The sequence below is a fragment of the Metaclostridioides mangenotii genome (assembly GCF_018917235.1).
GTDB lineage: Bacteria > Bacillota > Clostridia > Peptostreptococcales > Peptostreptococcaceae > Metaclostridioides.
This window is the reverse complement of sequence record NZ_JAHLOF010000004.1, coordinates 1-18592: the sequence shown is the minus strand read 5'-3', so window position 1 is coordinate 18592 and position 18592 is coordinate 1. Positions and strand designations below refer to the sequence as shown.

7 protein-coding genes and 2 rRNA genes are annotated in these 18592 nt (G+C 28.8%); all 9 read right to left on the bottom strand.

Annotation, left to right across the window (positions count from 1 at the left end):
* Positions 1–78: 78 nt before the first annotated feature.
* The gene (locus KQI18_RS07220) at positions 79–3606 is read right to left on the bottom strand and encodes an SbcC/MukB-like Walker B domain-containing protein (RefSeq protein WP_216467119.1); all 3528 of its coding nucleotides are present in this window, start codon (positions 3604–3606) and stop codon (positions 79–81) included.
* Between the two features lies 1 nt (position 3607).
* Positions 3608–4807, bottom strand: a complete 1200-nt coding sequence (locus KQI18_RS07215) for a metallophosphoesterase family protein (RefSeq protein WP_216467118.1) — start codon at positions 4805–4807, stop codon at positions 3608–3610.
* Positions 4808–4828: 21 nt separating this feature from the next.
* A complete protein-coding gene (gene addA, locus KQI18_RS07210; RefSeq protein ID WP_216467117.1) occupies positions 4829–8689 on the bottom strand; it encodes a helicase-exonuclease AddAB subunit AddA in 3861 nt (1286 codons plus the stop codon).
* Positions 8686–12156 (bottom strand): helicase-exonuclease AddAB subunit AddB, encoded by a 3471-nt coding sequence (gene addB, locus KQI18_RS07205; protein WP_216467116.1) that lies wholly within the window; start codon positions 12154–12156, stop codon positions 8686–8688. The genes addA and addB overlap by 4 nt, the downstream gene beginning before the upstream one ends.
* Positions 12146–13093: a PD-(D/E)XK nuclease family protein gene (locus KQI18_RS07200; RefSeq protein WP_216467115.1), complete on the bottom strand. Its 948-nt coding sequence runs from the start codon at positions 13091–13093 to the stop codon at positions 12146–12148. Before KQI18_RS07200 ends, addB begins: the two co-directional genes overlap by 11 nt.
* 65 nt (positions 13094–13158) lie before the next feature.
* Positions 13159–15399, bottom strand: coding sequence for an ATP-dependent helicase (locus KQI18_RS07195; RefSeq protein ID WP_216467114.1), 2241 nt, complete (start codon positions 15397–15399; stop codon positions 13159–13161).
* Positions 15392–17362 (bottom strand): hypothetical protein, encoded by a 1971-nt coding sequence (locus KQI18_RS07190; protein WP_216467113.1) that lies wholly within the window; start codon positions 17360–17362, stop codon positions 15392–15394. Before KQI18_RS07190 ends, KQI18_RS07195 begins: the two co-directional genes overlap by 8 nt.
* A gap of 931 nt (positions 17363–18293) precedes the next feature.
* A 5S ribosomal RNA gene (gene rrf, locus KQI18_RS07185) occupies positions 18294–18410 on the bottom strand.
* A 65-nt stretch (positions 18411–18475) separates the two neighbouring features.
* Positions 18476–18592 (bottom strand): 23S ribosomal RNA (locus KQI18_RS07180); the annotation flags it as partial.

Here is an 18592-nt window from a genome sequence, read left to right as displayed (position 1 = left end):
ATTATATAATTTATGGAAATTTATAAACTAACCATTTTGTAGTTATATAAAGGATCTTTTAAACTCTATTTCTAATCCTTAACTGTATTCAATTTTGGTCTTAGATCCAACATCACTTTTACTTGAATTAACTACAAGTTTTATTGGAACTCTATTTTTCAACTCCTCAACATGACTTATAATTCCGACACTTAACTCATTTGAATGTAATCTTTCTAAAGATTCCATTACTATTTCTAAAAGCTCAGTATCTAGAGATCCAAACCCTTCATCTAAGAAGAAGAACTGAAGTGGAGCTTTTCCTTTAAGTTGAATTTGTGAAGAAAGTGCTAGGGCTAATGCTAGAGAAGTTAAAAATGTTTCACCACCAGATAATGTGTCCACACTTCTTCTCTCTCCTCCATTAAAATTATCCCTCATCACGAAATTAAGTCTCTCATCAATCTCAAGTGCATATCTGCCTCTTGTTATTGAATCTAATCTCTCTGATGCCTCTAAAGATATATACTTCAGCTGGTTTGTTGATACGTACTCAACAAACTTATTTCCTTGTATAGTCCTATCTAAATCATCTAATAAATCTACTTGATGCTGGGTTACCTTAAGTTCATTATTTAATATCTTTACTTTTTCTAGAGACTCCTTCAAACTAATTTCTCTGTTTTCGAAAGCACCTATTTTTTTTGAAACTAAAGATACGCTCTTTTTCAAGTTATCTATTTTATTTTTTATAATTACTAAGTCATCTTCTTGAACTTTTTTATCAAGAACCTTTTCATCAAATTCATTGATCCTCAAGTTTATAACCTTTACTTCTTCTGTATAATCTTTTATTTCAACTTCTAAATTTGAAAACTCAACTGGCTCTATTAAAGCGCCTTTCACTTTATATATATCATTAAATCCATTTGATATTATAAGTTCTTTTAATTCTGCTTCTTTTATTATATATTCTTTCTTAGCTTCTTCTAGATTTATCTTTAATATATTTGTATTAGATATAATTCTTTCATATTCATCTTTTTTTCTATCTAATTGTTTCGTTATGTTGACTTCACTTTCATAAATTTTTTCTATAGAATTTTCAATCTCTTCTATCATCAAACTAGCTTTTCTACCCTTAGTTATTTCACTAAGTTCCCTGATTTTCATTAATTGATAACTCTTTTTTTCTAACAGCATATCTTCTATTTTATTTAGCTCAATACTAGCTTCATAAAGCCTGTTCTCATTTACGTTTAAATTCTTTTCAATTCTCTCTTTGTCATTTTTTAATAAAGTAACGCTAATATTTAATTTTTCTATTTCTTTTTCATTTTCTCTTATCTCGACAACTTTTGCACTTAAGTTATCTATTCTTAATGAAGTCTTTAAACATAGATACTTAGTTTTTAAATTACTGTACTTTTCCTCAATTATTTCGACTTCTTCTTTTAATTCCTCAATAACTTTACTTTTACTATTAATACCTTCATTAAGTTTAGATTCTTCAATATCTACGCTATTTTTCTTATCTTTTAAGTCCAATATTCTTTTTTCTGATTTATCTTTTTCATTTTGCCAATTCTCGTAACTTACTTTAAACATATCCAAACTTTTTTTCTCTTGTTCTATATGTTGAAAAACTTTATTAGATACTTTTTCACCTATACTTAATTTGACTTCATCCAGTTCTTCTGATTTTATTTTATGAGCATATTCAAGTGAGTTCTGTCTAAGAGATAGATCATTAATTTTATCTTTTACTTCTTTATGTTGTATATTCATTTTATCCAGTTTATTTTCAAAAAAAACTATTTTAGGATCGTAATTTACCTGTTCCATTTTATAGTGATCTAATGATCCACATACTGGACAAGGAATTCCGTCCTTTAAATTTTCTCTAAACTTATTTGCTTGATTTAAGATTTTGTATTTTTCTATTTCTTCTATTAATTCTGATCTCTTTTCATCTAATTTTTCTTGTTGAGAACTAAGCTCCGATATCTCTTTTCCCAAATTATAAGCTTCTTCTAAAATTTCATTTACTTTGTCTTGTAATACAGCTCTTCTTTTTTCGCTTTTTTCGAGATTTGATGCATTATTTTTAAGTTCTGATATTTTTTGAGATCTATAAAGTATATCATCACTACTTCCAGGACATTTGCTTTCTATAAATTCAAGATTATTTGATTCTCTCTCTAGATTATATATTATATCTTTTTTATCCCTTTGTATAAATTTATATTTTGACTTTAAATCATCTAACTCTCTAAACAAATTTTCTAACTTTATTGTCTTTAACTTTTTATCTTCTTGTACTTTATTAAACTCTTTTTCTAGGTCGTTAGCTGTAAATATTTTTTGTTTTAGCTCTACACTAATAGAAATTTTATTAAGTTGAGCATCAATTTTTTCTATATTTCTAAGTTGAACATTTAAATCTACATCTAAATCAGATTTCTTTTTAGATAAAGTTTCTTTTAATGCACTGAGTTCATCTCTGCTAGTGATTAGCTTGTCAATTTCTTCCACAATAATATTTAAATCATCCTCTAACTTTAAAGCATATTCTAGTTTAATTTTTTCTTGACTCATTTTTGGTATATCATTAAACTTCGATTTTAAAATTTCATCATATTTAGATTTTATACCTTCAAGTTCTCTTTCAAGAAATATACTCTCATTCTTATATGTATCTAGTTTCTTAGAATCTTCAACAATCCTATTTCCTAAATTTTCATAATATGTTATGTGAGGCTCGATCATCATAGCTTTTTTAGACTTTTCTATAGTCTCTCTTTTATCATCTATTTCTTCTTTTTCAGACTCTAATTCTTTTAATCTTATTTTATAAATACCTAATTTATTTTGTTGTTCGTAAATAATTTTATCTTCATCATAAGTTATCTGCAGTCGATTTATTTCTTCGTTATGATTTTTCTCAAGTAGTTTTAACGCATCTAGCTCTTCTAAAACACTTTCATAAATATCTTGAGACACTTCATCATACTGTGTAAGCTTTGATTTAATATCATAAAGGTTTCTTAAATTAAAATTTTTTCTCTTTTTTACTTTTTCAGATAAACCTCTTCCATACTTTTCAAGATTAAAAATCCTCTCTAGCATATCCCTTCTCTCCGATCCTGTAAGCTGAAGAAATTCACTAAATCTACCTTGAGGTAATACTACAGATCTTGTAAAATCATTTGCTGTTAGACCTATTACATCCGTAATTTTCTCATTGACCTCTCCTACTTTGTCGGCTATTACATTTTTATTTCCGTCATTTAAAATTTCAACCAAACGAGCATAAGATGTCTTAGTCCCAGTTTTACTTCTAATCATGTTTCTATCTACAAGGTATCTTCTCTTGTTATTTTTTGTTCCTATCTCAAACTCATAAGATAAGACGGTCTCTTTGCACGAACTATTTATGAACTCTTTAGTGTTCCTAGAAATATTGCCATACATAGCAAGCGTAATAGCGTCTAGTATTGTTGATTTCCCACTTCCTGTAGGTCCAAATATCCCAAATAGTCCTCTTTCCGTTAGTTTTTCAAAGTCTACAACTTGCTTATTCATATAGCTATTTAAACCTGATAATTCTAGTTTAATCGGTCTCATCTTAGATTTCACCTTCTTCATTAATTATGTCTAAGAATAAATCCATCAACTCTCCCTTTGGCTCTACTCCCTTGCTAAACACATAAAATTCTTTAAAAAGTTCGCCCATGGATTTTTCTTTTAAGTCTATCTCTTCATTGGTTACTATTGTATTTATAATTGGTTTTATCTCTATTATATCTTTTAAGAACTCTTTCATTGTTTTAAGATCTGACTGCGCAATAACTTCATCAGTTGTTATCTCAAAAAAAGACCACATATCTCTATCTCTATTATCTTCACATATTCTAATTGCTTCATCTATTCCATTGCATTTAAAAACTTCTATAGGTTTATAATTATTAAAATATACTTTTTCTATAACTGGTTCTTTTCCAGCCTTTACATCGACAATATTAGCACCTTTAGCATATGCTCTCTCATCCTTACTGTATTGTAATGGTGAACCTGAGTAATATGCATTATAGTACTCAGAAGCTTTTTGTGGTTTATGTAGATGACCAAGTGCTATATAATCTGCCTTCTCAGGCAAATCTCTTTTATCAACAAGTAAACTACCCCCAAGTTGTATTGGCCTTTCAGAGTCAGAACTTTCTCCACCAACTACAAAAATATGTGATACGGCAATATTCACTGTATCATCTCCAAAGTTTTGTTCTAACTCTGTAAAAATTTCTCCAACTTTCTTTGAATAGGAAATTTGTCTCTTTTCTTCACTCTCATTATCTTTTATGACCTCGTTTAATCTCTTTTCACTTGGATAGGGAAGAGATACTATTACTACCTGTTCTCCAGATATATTTAATTTTGTACATCCTTCTTTAGCTTCAGTTATTTCGAACTTCTCGTATTTTCTTTTATTGGTTGAGCTGTTCGGCTTTCCTAATATTATTATTCCTTGATCATGCGCTAATGGAATTGCAGCAGATAGTCTCTCTGGATTATCGTGATTTCCAGATATAATAAATACACATCTTCGTCCATTGTCAGCAAGTTTAGATACTGTTTTATAAAACAGTCTTTCCGCTTGAGCTGGTGGATTGTAAGTATCATAAATATCTCCCGCTATTATCACTAAATCTATGTTTTTTTCCTCTACTAACTTTATAAAATCCTCACAAAATTTCTCTTGCTCTTCTATACGAGAGTGGCCTTCTAAAGTTTTACCCAAATGCCAATCTGATGTGTGTATAAATCTCATTTATTACTCCTCCTAGGAATACTATTTGTATAAAATACCTTTCTCTAAACCAAACAAGTATATCCACTTCTCTTTCACTTTCTTTCCAGTTAGTTCACTTAATGCTATAGCATAAAGTTCTAATTGTTTTCTGTATTTATTAATAACTTCATCCACATTTTCTTCATTTACAAAGTCAGTTTTATAATCTATTAGAACAATTTCACCATCTTCTTCAAAATAAACATCAACAACACCTCTCAACATAAGAGTCTCATTGTCGTATATATTCAAATTGTCATTTATTATTTCATCATCCTTAAAATATACATCTTTCATACTAACTCTAGAGTATATTACCTTTTCTCTATTTATAAGTTCTGATTTAAGCATTCTAGATCCTATATCACTTTTGAAAAACTTGTAAACCCTAAATGGATTTATAACTGATGCCTGATTTTCTGTTATGATATTTTTATTTATAAGATTATCTATTTGAACTTTTATACTATCTATTGTTTCAATTTTATTAAGATCTACAACTTGCATAAACATATGAACTATAGTTCCTCTTTCTGAAGGACTTATACTTTTATTTACCTCATTATTTTGTATAAATAGAGGTTTTTTTAGACTGACTTCATGTTTTTTCTGACTGAATAAATTATCCGACAAATCCTCATCATAGCTCTCCTGAATTTTTTTTATATCAGTAACAGAAATACTCGATGGTTTAATAGTTGATAATATATAAGAATAACGGCAATTTAACGATTCTTCAATACATTTTCCGTACTCACTATTGTATCCTTCTAAATTTATACTCTCTAATATTTCTTCTAAGCTATTTTTATCTTCTTTCTCTACAGAATTAATGCTTATATCTTCTCTATTCCATAATCTTGTAGTCCAGCTTGATTCGTCATTGTCAACATAAATATCTATATCTAAATTTTCTCTTAGATCTGACGAGTCCTTATGTTTGATTACAACAGGCATTATCCAATCTAGATAGTTTTTTCCTTTAAATATCTCATACTCTGAAACTTTTCCATATCTATTTATATTTGATGCCCATTTATCTAAATTCTTATCTAAACTCTTTATTGAACCAGTAAGAATCAATTTTTCCTTTGCTCTTGTTAGTGCAACATATAGTACCCTCATCTCTTCTGACAAATTTTCTATTAGCATCTTCTTCTTTAAGGTTTCTTTAGCGATACTAGGGAATGATATTCTTCTATCAAAATCCACAAATTGAGGCCCATATCCCAATTCTTGATGATAAAGTATATTTTTTCTAAAATCCATCATATTGAAATTCTTGCCAAGAGCCGAACATATGACAACAGGAAACTCAAGACCTTTACTTTTATGTATACTCATAATTCTAACAACATTTGCATTTTCACCTAACGTCTTTGCACTTCCCATATCTCCACTTGACTTTTTAAGTTTGTCTACAAAATTTATAAAGTTGAATATCCCCTTGTAACTTGTTTCCTCAAATTGTTTTGCTCTTTCAAACAGAGTTCTTAGATTTGCCTGTCTTTGAGTTCCCCCCGGCATAGCGCCAATATAAGCATAGTATCCAGAATCGTTATATACATACCATAAAAACTCATATGTACTCATATATGTCGATTTTACTTTGTACTCCTCAAGTTTACTTAAAAAATTTACACACTTATATACGGTCTCTAAAAATTCCTCTTTTTCAAAATCGAATGGTATATCTACCTTATGATTTTGAAATCCTTTCTCAAATTCAATATCAAATTTGGATACACTCTTAAGTGCTTCATAAAAACTTCCTTGTCTATTAACAACTCTTACATTAACTAAATCCTCTGGTGTAAAGCCAAAGATAGGAGATTTTAACACTGCAATTAAAGGTATATCTTGAATTGGATTATCAATTACTTTTAGTAAAGATATTACGGTTTTTATCTCAATAGTGTCAAAATAACCAACACCTATATCTGCAAAGGTCGGTATATCCATATTCATAAGCTCTTCTGCAAATACTGGAGCCCATGAAGAGGTAGCACGCAATAATATTACTATATCCTTATACTCAACTGGCCTGTAATCATCCAAGTTTTTGTCATAAACCTTTTGAACTTTAGAATCAATATTTGGCTTTATTATATTCTTTATAATTTTACCTACCATTCTCGCTTCAATTTGAATATTGTCTAGTTCTTCATATTCATCATCATCACTCTCACTAGAATAGTCATCATCAGAATTATAATAATTATTAGAACTTACTTTTAAATTATTATTTTTTTCTATTAAATGAACTTCTGTCGAACCACCTACAGCAGTTTTGTCATCGACATTTAATTTAAAATTGGCCCCTAAATTTAGCCTTTCTTCTTCTGTATAAGCTATTTCTCCTATATTTTTGCTCATTATATTTTCAAATATATAGTTAATTGAATTTATAACTTCTTCTCTACTTCTGAAGTTTTTATAAAGCATTATTTTTCTATGAGAACTTCCCTTTTCAATGCTGTAGTTATTGTATTTATTTAAAAATAATTCCGGTCTAGCTTGTCTAAACCTGTAAATACTTTGCTTAACATCCCCTACCATAAATCTGTTGGGACAATCAGTTTTAGATACAGACTTAAGTAGAACTTCTTGTACCAAATTACTATCTTGATACTCATCTATAAATATTTCATAAAATGTTTCTTGATATTTCAATGCTATATCAGATGGGATTATATTCCCATTTTCATCCCTGTCTGTTAAAATTTTAAGAGCGAAATGTTCAATATCGTTAAAATCTATTATAGACTTCTCTCTCTTTTTCTCAGAATATTTTGTATCAAACATAAGTACCATGTCTGAAATTGGTTTCATAAGTTTATAAAGTATATTTAACTCATAATATATTGATTCGCTATCTTTATTAAAAGAAGACTTAACTATTTCTTCTATAGATTTCTTTGCTTTATCTCTTGTAGATTTCGATCTATCCTTGTATATTTTGATATACTCTGGAGTATCTTTTGGTATTTTCTTTACACCTTTTACGTAATTTTCAAATTCAAATGAAGACAGCTCTTTATAAACTTCACTCCATGATACTTTACAACTATTTAGTACCTTTTGAATTTTTTTATATTCAATCTTCAATTTTTCTGTAAAAGTTTCTAATTCTTCTATACCCTCAACGTTAATGATGGCTTCACTTAATTCTTCAACAATTCCTCCAAGCTCTAACTCAACAAATTCTAGGAGATATTTAGCCCATATAGAATCAGAAAAATCAAAGTTTTCATTTACATTAAACCTTTCTGCTGAATCATTAAGCCACCTTATTGGATCTGGTGTAGTCATTGCAAATGAATGTATTTGTAGCAGCGTATCTTGTATAGATTTATCACCGCCTCTTTCTGCATAACTCTCCACCAAATTTAAAAACCCTTGGTTATTTTCTTCATACAACTCATCAAAAACCTCTTCTATTGCTTCTTTCTTAAGAAGTGCACATTCAGTCTGATCTCCAATTCTAAAGTTTGGATCAAGCTCTATTGTATGAAAATTAGATTTTATTACATCTAAGCAAAAAGAGTGTATCGTAGTTATACTAGCTTTGTTTAATAATAGTATTTGATTTTGTAAAGATTTATTTTCTGGATCTTTATCAAGCTCTTTAGTTATTGCATCTCCAATTCTCTCTCTCATCTCTGAAGCCGCTGCATTCGTAAATGTAACCACCAATAACTTATCAATGTCAATAGGATCTGCTTGAGATGTTATCATTTGAATTATTCTCTCAACTAAAACAGCTGTCTTTCCCGATCCAGCTGCAGCTGAAACCAATAGATCAGAATTTCTACTATTAATCACTTCTTGTTGCTCATTTGTCCATTTAGGAGAACTCATCTTTCAATATCTCCTTTCATCATTTGAATAATCTCTTCATTAGATTTTTTATTTATTATTTTATATTTATTGTCTTTTAGAGTAGTATCAAATTGACAGATTGCAGAAAACTTACAAAAATCACAAGACGTAGAATTGTTATGTTTGTAAGGCGATATATCTATATTTCCACCCATCAGATTTTCACAAATTTCTACTATAGTGTTTTTTACATATGCCCTAATTACATCGAATTCTTCATAACCTATTAATGAAGTTCCCTTGCTCAAATTACCATCCTTATTAACTGAAACTGGCACGATGAGGGATGTTTTTCTACCTTCTCCCTGTAAATTTTTATCCATTTCTTTTATTACATCACTGTCTTTTATAAGAAGGCCCTTCATTCGAAGTTCTTTTAGAATAGCATCTTTAATCTCTGCATCATCCTTATTTTCATTAAAACTAGCTATTGGATCGTCTATCTTAAAGTACATTATTGCTGCAGGTTTCAAATTACAATCATTCGAATTTTTGCTCTCTAATATTGCATCTAAATACACCATAAGTTGGAGCTGAAGCCCGTAGTAAACATCTGTTAAACTCATAGACTTTGTCCCAGACTTATAATCTATTATCCTAATATACTTTTCATCCCCTTTTTCTAATTCATCTATTCTATCTATTTGACCTATTAGGTTAATTTCTTCACCATTTTCTAAGACTATTTTTATAGGTGGATATTTGCTATCCAAACCAAATTGTACTTCGTAGTCAGATGGTTCAAATGAACCATTTTTAATGTGATGACTTATAATATTTATTGCATTTGTTACCATCTTCTTTAGCCTAAAAGCTAAGTATTTATATCTAGCTGAACTGTTTAATATATATCCGGGTATTACTTTCACCATCTCATCTACAATAATTGACACTTTTTCATGAATATAGCGATCATCAATTTCCCTCCAACTTAATCTATCTTTGGATAATTCTTTTGAAAATATTTCAAGAATATTGTGGACAAATATTCCAAGATCAGGAGGGGTGAAATCGTACTCTCTTCTTTCATTAGCCTTTAGACCGTATTGAATAAAATACGAAAATGGGCATTCAGAATACTTTTCCAACCTAGATACACTTAGCAAATTGCTTTGATAAAGCTTTTTTATCTTCTTTTCTTCAATTCTATTTAGACGATTTGTATACCTAAGACCTTTTATTAGGTTATTAGTTATTGTTTCATACTGATTGTCTTTTAAAAAATAACTATATACATCTAACCAAATACTATTTAATTCTTCTTTGTTATAATCATTTACATCGTAATATTTAAAGGCATTTATCATATCATTATATGTCGGTTTTTTAGCTGTAATTTTGTGCAAAATACTTTCATCCGTGTTATCAGGTATATTTACCAAATTGCTTGTATATTTTATATTAGGAAATATTTTCTTTAATCTTGAGATTATTGATGATGGTCTTAATGTCTTACCCTCATGATCTGATATTGGATAAGTTACTATTAAATTTTCTTTACTTGATGTAATAGCTTTATATATCAAAAACTGCTCTTCATAAGTTTTAGTTTTACTGTCTATATCCACTTCAATTCCCTTTTCTTCAAGTAAATATCTATCTTTATCATTTAGCAATCCATCGTCTTTAGCTATCATTGGAAATACTCCATCAGTAGTACCAACTAAATACAAATATCTTGTATCCGGATTTTTCATTCTGTCAACGCTACTAACCAGTACCTGATCAATACTTGGAGGAACAAGACCGAGCTCATTTTCTTCAAAACCCAAATTTAAAAGCTTAGTAAATCTATCTAAGGATATATATTCATTTCCAAGAAGTTCTACCATTTGGTCTAACATATCTATTACGATATCCCAAATCTGAGAATACTGATTAGCTCTATCTAAATCACCGTATAACTTAAATTCTGTTATTAAGTTTTCAAGAGTTTCCGGAAGTTCTATATCTAATAAAAACTCATATATATATTTACATATTTCTGATACTTTGTTTCTCCTTTTTAATTTATTATTAAATTTTGAAATCGGCTTTATGATTCTATCTTTTATTTCATTAATTCTTAATTTTAGATTAATTTCATACTCGCTCTCAGCATTCGAATAGTTCTGACTAATACGATAATTCCACTTTTCTTCAAACCACTTTTTACCTTTAATACCATTGGCAAGTACGTAATTTTCGATTAAACTTATATCATCATCGCAAAATCCTAAAAGACCACTCTTTAAATATCTAAACATAGTATCATATCTATACCCTTTACTCTTCATCTCTAAAATTGAGATAATAAGTACAATAATTGGGTTGCTCTTAGCTTCTCTTTTTTCATCTATAAAATATGGTATCTCATACTCACTAAAAATAGATTGTACTAAAAAATTATATCGATTTAAGTCTCTTGTTGCTACAGTAATATTTTTATACCTCACACCTTTATCTCTAGCTAACAGGGTTATGTCTTTAGCAATTTCTTCTATTTCTTGATATAGATTGTTAAATTCTCTTATTTCTATATTATTTGTTTTGTCATTGTATACTTTATATGGATAAAAGCTGTAGTTTTTCTCTAAATGGATCAATTCTTTATTTCCATTAAATCTCCTGATTTGTTCTTCATTTAGATTTACAGGATTAAGAACTTTAATACCTTCATCTTTACACATCTTCATTATTTTATTGTATGTATATTTTGTTCTAGAAAATACATCCATTTTTCTAAAATTAATATCGTCTACACTATCGATGGTAAGAGACAAATTTACTTCTCTTGCTTTATTTGTAATTTCCTTAATAATATTGTATTGTTTTGGTGTAAACCCAGTAAATTCATCTATGTAAACAACAGCACCATCTAAATAGTTTGATAAAGAAATTTTTTTTGTTAAAGAATCTAATATATCTTGTGAATCAACATATTTTTCGTGTAAGCTTTTATCAAATGATTCGTATATCATGCTTATATCCTTAAGTTTCATACTTAACATCTCATTGTCTAATCTATCAGATATCTCATTTAATTTATCATATGACAAATTATACTGTTTTAGTTCAGATATAGTGTCTGTTATAGATGTTATAAATCCAGGTTGAGTAAATGATTTAGAAAAAACTTTTAACTCTTCTGATACACTTTCAACTGCCTTGTAAGTGATCATGGCTTTTCCGCTAGAATTTATATTTACATCAGCAAGCCCACCAACCTGAGAAAAAATAATTTTACTCAATGTATTAAAGCTAAGTACTCTAGTTCTAAGATATTTATCCTTTTCCACTCCTAAATACATTTCACTTACTCTTTTTTCTATTTCAAATGTATATTGCTCAGGAACAATAATTAAAATTGGGGTCTTTTCATTAGACTTTACTTGATTTTTTATGTTCTCAAGTATATATGAAGATTTACCTGCCCCACCACGTCCTAAAATAAATCTAAGTGCCATAAACCTCACTCTCCAAAATATCAAAATCCACATCTAAATTATTGCACAATTTATTGAATTCACAGTAATTACAATGTTTTTTATTCTTTGTTAATTTTATATTGTCTAACATTTCTTCATTATTAATTGATAAATCATTGCAGCACATATGTTCTATATTATTATACACTATTTCTTCTGTTTTTTGTATATTATCATCTTCCACTACTTCCGCATTTATCTTTAAACTTTGATCTATTGAATTATTTTTGTATACTTCACTTTCTATAAATTTACCATCGTCGAAATCTGTTCTTTTAATTATATCTACATAGTGTTCAATAAAAGTTCTAAACAATTTATGTTTCTCTTCACTGTATGATATACTTATTTTTGTATTTTCAAATTCAGGTTGATAATAAATCATTTTAATATTTTCATAATCAACTTCTATATTGAAAAGCCTTGGTATAACCTCTTTTGCTAAAAACAAATATACTATTGTTTGTACCCTACTTTCAACGTTTTTAAAGTTAATTTTTCTTGCTTCTGTTTTCCAGTCCCAAATTTCAATAGAGTTATTTCCAAGTACAATAAGATCGTATTTTGCCTTTATATGGTTTCCGTTCAAATTAAGGCTAATCTCATACTCCGTTAAATATTTTTTATTTTCTACTATAGGAATATCGTGTTTAATTTTATCTAACCATTTTGTAAATTTATTTTTATCATCATTATTAATTTGATCAATTCCTACTGGTATAGAGTTGAAATACCTCTCACATAATAAATGAAAGTCAAGGCCTTTTTTTAAACTATCGTAATAGCCTCTACTTTCAATATCATCTTTCATCCAATTTATTTTATCAATATACTTATACTTAAACTTTACAGGACATGATTTATAAGTATTTATTGAGTTTTGACTGTAATTAAAATTTTCTAATCTTTTATTCATTATATCATCCCTTAAAATTTAGATATTATATTATTCATCTCTACTAAAAATTCACATACTTTTTTTTACTCTTTTCTTTTGGAAATTATATACTTCCCTAATTCTTTTAAGTAATCGCAAGGGGCTTGCTCTCTATTTTTTCTACCTATATCACTTTCATTTCTATAAACGCTACTAGACAAAACTAACATCTCTTTTGCTCTAGTAATTCCAACGTACAGAAGTCTAATTTTCTCTTCTATTAAGTTTATTTTTTCTTCATATATATAATCGCCATAATATTTTTTACCACATATTTCATCGACTTCAGACTTTATAACTGCTACAGGATTTTTATATTTTTCTTTTAAATACCACTTTTCGCCCTGAAATTTTTGATTTATATTGTCTGGAAAATTGAATTCGGTAAGTCCTAATAAAAACACACAATCCCACTCTAGACCTTTCGATTTATGATAATTACAAATAGTTATACTTCCTGGCTCAGGCTCATAACCGTTGATTTCATAAACTACATCTATTATGTGCGAAAAAACTCTGTTTTTAGGGTCTACTAAGATACTGTATAAATTATTTAAATCAAAATGTATATCTTCAGTTGATAAATATTTAGCATAAAAAGAGATGTAATCAACTATAGCAGCATCCTCTAGACTCAAATCCATCTTATCACCTATAAAAATTATTAGAAGATCTAGCCTGGTTCTAGGGTACTCTAACATACTTCTTAATTTTAATAAGCCATCTTTAAATTTATCAAAAATACTGCTACCTTCAGGCAAGTTCATTAGATTTTCATCTAAATCTAAAGTAGATAATTTATCGAAAACATTGATATAAAGGAGTTCTTCTACACTGAAATTCTTGTTTTTAATGTAATTTATTAACATTTCTTTAGTTTCATCAGAGTAAGCATCTAGATAAATTTTTTGTATTGCATCTAAGAGTTTATCTAAATCGTTACTGCTTAGTAAAAAACTAATTACCGCAGCTACTTTATTGATCACTTTTCTCTTCTTAGCAGAATTAGGCCCAAGCTCTTCAAACTCAATTTTATTTTCGGACATAACTTCTCCGATTTGTGTTACTTGACTATTAAAAGGAACTAAAACTCCGATACTTTTAGTGGGATATTTCTTGTTAATACCCTTCACGTATCTTACCGTATTTTCAATTTCTTCCTTCCAAGTTTTGTAAAACTTAACGTTGATATTGTAATTATCTGGTGAAGGGTTTGATTTATACCCCTTTCCTTCAGGTACTGTTTTTATATCCATATATTCAAGTGCGTCCCTACATTCTTCTTGTTTAAACTCACTTATAACATACTCTGTTAATCTATTTGCCAAATCAAGAACATCTTTTGAACTTCTACCTGACATGTTCATTTTATAGCACATATCCGCTTCTTTCATAAATTGTTTAAAAAACTTCGGATCTGAAGAAGAAAATGTTCCTGTTATACTCTGATTTACATCCCCAACTCTAACCAAATTATTGTTTCTCTCTGATATCTGTCTTATTATTTTACCCTGTATTTCGTTCGAATCCTGACATTCATCTTCAAATATATATTTATATCTGTTTTCAAACTTTGCTCTCAAGCCTTCATCATTTAGAAGTGCCTTATTTGCAAGTATAAGAATATCATCATAGTCTAGTAAACCGCTTTGCTTTAGTTTTTTATCGTATTGCCTGTATATTGGATATATAACCTTTAGAAATTCTACTTCTCTACTATAAACCAAATTACCAAGTACTTCAGGTGTTATTTCTCTGTACTTTAACTGACTTATTGCATTTACTACAATATCAAAAAAACCTTCCTGCCAGGAATCTAATGTTCTTTGTCTCCATTCAAGATCTTTTTGGTCTTTAATGAACCAGCTGAAATTACTTTCTCCACCATTTGCTCTAAAATTACTTATACACTCCGTTAGAATTATATTTTTTTGTAAGTCGTCAGCAATATTAAAATCGTCATTCAGCATAATAGCTTCAGGATTTTCTCTGATTATTTTTATTGCAAGACTATGTATAGTCATAACTTCATAAGAATTCATTTCATTTATATTTTCTTCTTCAAGTAATTTTTTAATTCGGCCTTTAAAGTTATTTACCGCACTATTCATATAAGTTAGTACAAGTATTTTTTTACCTTCATTCTTACCTTCTAATAGTAGTTTAGCCACCAAATTTGTAACAATAAAAGTTTTGCCTGCTCCGGGAACCGCTGGCACCGCCATAGTACCAGACTCATAATTTATTATTGGAAGTTGATCTTCTCTATAATTTATATTATTCAAGATTAGCCTCCTTTCCACTTTGTATCTTCATAAAAATGCCATACAAATTACTCTCTTGTACAAATCCATTAACAGAATACTCACTTTTAAATGCATACACACTCTTTGCCGAACTAAGTATGTTGTAAATAGTGTTGTACAAATAGTATTTTTTGTAGTCTTCTTCCATTTCTTTTGTGTATACTTGATTGTCTGAAAATGACTTACGAAGTACAACCAAATTACTTATTTCTTTTTCAATCTTCATACTCCATAGATTACTACCGATATCTATCCATAATTGTACTGGTCTATTAATATTAGCAGAAATATACGTATACGGAGTAGTCAAAAGTATATTTTCTCCATCTTTTATATCATTTAAATCCATTATTGAGTAATAATCGTAAGTTGTCAACTTAAATGCCTCAATAAATATCTCTTCCTTACTCTTATCACCTGTTATTCCTAACATATCAATATTATCTGTAAATATTTTACTCTCATGAACAATCTGCTTACACACTTTTACATTTTCTTTGCCGTACTTAAGCTGCAACATATTATCTATATAAAATTTAATTAAAAACTCATAAATTTCAATATCATCGTTTCTTTTTTCTACTATATATTTAAAAACTTTTTCATAATCTCTAAAATTTTTGTATTCTTTGTCTTCATCAAAACTGTCACTATCATATAGTCTATCACTATTTTCTATCATATAGCGGTTATTAAAAATATCTCTAGCAACGATTGGATTTACATTTAGAACAACCTCAATAAAGTTAATATACTCCTCATCATTTATATAATCGTATTTATTATATAGTAAACAAGCAGCTACGAGTAAAGCATTTGCATATGGGTAATCAGTTATCTTTCTATCTAATTTAGTATTTTCAACTTTTAATGATATTTTATTAAGTATTGAAGTTAATCTCATATCGAGAACTGTATTGTTAATAGGTGAAATTAATACTATATCTTTTGTATTATAACCTTCATTGATAAGTACTTCTATCTTTTTGGCAATAGTATCTATCATCTGATTATAAAGTTGACTTGTATCATCTATATACATATCTAGATCTAAGGAACATATGTCATCTAAGCTAATCCTTTTGACGAATTTCGCTGAATTTATGTTGTTTGAATTTACGTTATTCAATTTACTAGATCTCAATTTGTCAGTAATATATTTTAAATCAACATTATTAAAAACTGAATAATCCTTCTTTTTATTAAAAAATATATGTATTTCCTTAGTATATATTGAAATCAATTCAATAAAATCAACTTCTGCATTAGTACACGTTTCCAAACTATCTACTACTAAATAATCAGCAATCTCTTTTAATTTAATTAAATAAGTAGAGTCATTTAAAAGATAATTGTTATATAAATATACACTCAAAGCATTATCCAGTATAGAATTAGATAATAAAACAGTTATATAATAATCTATAATCTCATCCATCTGACTAAAAGAAAATCTCTCCATGGAACCTTTATTTTTTTTAGAAGAATAAACTTTCTCACCAATACTCTTTAAATCTATAAGATTATAAGATGCCTTTTCTATGTTTAGCTTAATGCTCCTAGCAATCGATCTACTAGTAGCCGTGATATCTGAAAAATAACCTTCTAGATTTCTCTTTTCATCAACTTTAGATACCAATAAATACTCGCTAAGGTTATTTGAAATAAAAGTGGGAGATACGCACTTCTTTTTTATATATGAGCATTTTTCAAGTATTAAAGGCCAATATTTAACAATTTCTTTTTTAATAAATCCTAAATATGTAGTAATATTTAATTCTTCACTGTAATCAAAATTTAATTGATTTTTATAATTATATACAAGATCTGATCTAGGAACTAAAAACATAACTTTACTTGATCTTAAGTTCTCCCTAGTTACTAAATCAATATATTTTTGTAATTGCTCACCATTAATTTCTTTATTATGTAAGTAGTTCATTTTTCACCTCACTAATTATTATACTACTAATTATAACATGAGGTTGCTAGTCTAAATAGGTCAAAGTAAATGAAGATTCAAAATTAGAAAATGATTAACTTTAGCTTAGGAAATTCTTAGAATTTAGTTCTTGATTAAAATAAAGGGTTAATGAATGCATTTCGAATGGATATAAGGACAATGTTAGTGATTGTAGATGTCTGGCGTGGTTCGATAGCCAACCTACATGAACTAATTACTTCATTAGGATATGAGGGCGATGTTAGTGATTTTAGCTGTCTGGCGCGGTTCCATAGCCAACCTACATGAACTAATTTCGTCATCATATACGTTTGATGACTTTCACTTTCCACAAAACACAGCTTTAGTGTAAGAGTCTTTAGGTTTTAGTTCTTAATCTAATGAAGGGTTAATGTTTGCATTTCGAATGGATATGAGGGTGATGTTAGTGATTGTAGCTGTCTGGCGCGGTTTCTTAGCCAGCCTACATGAACTAATTTCGTCATCATATACGTTTGATGACTTTCACTTTCCCCAAAACACAGCTTTAGTGTAAGAAGTCTTTAGGTTTTAGTTCTTAATCTAATGAAGGGTTAATGATTGCATTTTGAATGGATATGATGACGATGTTTGTGATTGTAGTTGTCTGGCGCGGTTTCTTAGCCAACCTACAAGAACTAATCTCTTTATATTAATTAAGGTTTTGATCTTTCCTATATATTGCTTTAGCGTAAGAAGTCTTTAGGTTTTAGTTCTTAATCTAATGAAGGGTTAATGATTGCATTTAGAATGGATATGAGGGCGATGTTAGTGATTGTAGTTGTCTGGCGCGGTTTCTTAGCCAGCCTACAAGAACTAATTTCGTCATCATATACGTTCTAAATTCAATCATTAACCCCTCCACACATAAAAACAAAAACTAAAAAAGATTACGCGGCTACGTCCTACTCTCCCAGGCAGTTTCCCACCAAGTACCATCAGCGCAAGAGAGCTTAACTTCTGTGTTCGGAATGGGAACAGGTGTATCCTCTCTGCTATTGTAACCACATAATCTTAAATTTAGAGTTAGTACTCTAAAAACTACACATATATTTTAGTAAGTCATCTAAAAATCAGGTCAAGTCCTCGATCTATTAGTATCAATAAGCTCCATACATTGCTGCACTTCCACCTTTGACCTATCAACCAGGTAGTCTTCCTGGGATCTTAACCTTGCGGTGGGAAATCTTA

Coding starts and splice junctions, on each gene's coding strand:
- KQI18_RS07215 (WP_216467118.1), bottom strand. CDS start 4,807: ATGAGATTTATACACACATCAGATTGGCATTTGGGTAAAACTTTAGAA.
- addA (WP_216467117.1), bottom strand. CDS start 8,689: ATGAGTTCTCCTAAATGGACAAATGAGCAACAAGAAGTGATTAATAGT.
- addB (WP_216467116.1), bottom strand. CDS start 12,156: ATGGCACTTAGATTTATTTTAGGACGTGGTGGGGCAGGTAAATCTTCA.
- KQI18_RS07220 (WP_216467119.1), bottom strand. CDS start 3,606: ATGAGACCGATTAAACTAGAATTATCAGGTTTAAATAGCTATATGAAT.
- KQI18_RS07200 (WP_216467115.1), bottom strand. CDS start 13,093: ATGAATAAAAGATTAGAAAATTTTAATTACAGTCAAAACTCAATAAAT.
- KQI18_RS07190 (WP_216467113.1), bottom strand. CDS start 17,362: ATGAACTACTTACATAATAAAGAAATTAATGGTGAGCAATTACAAAAA.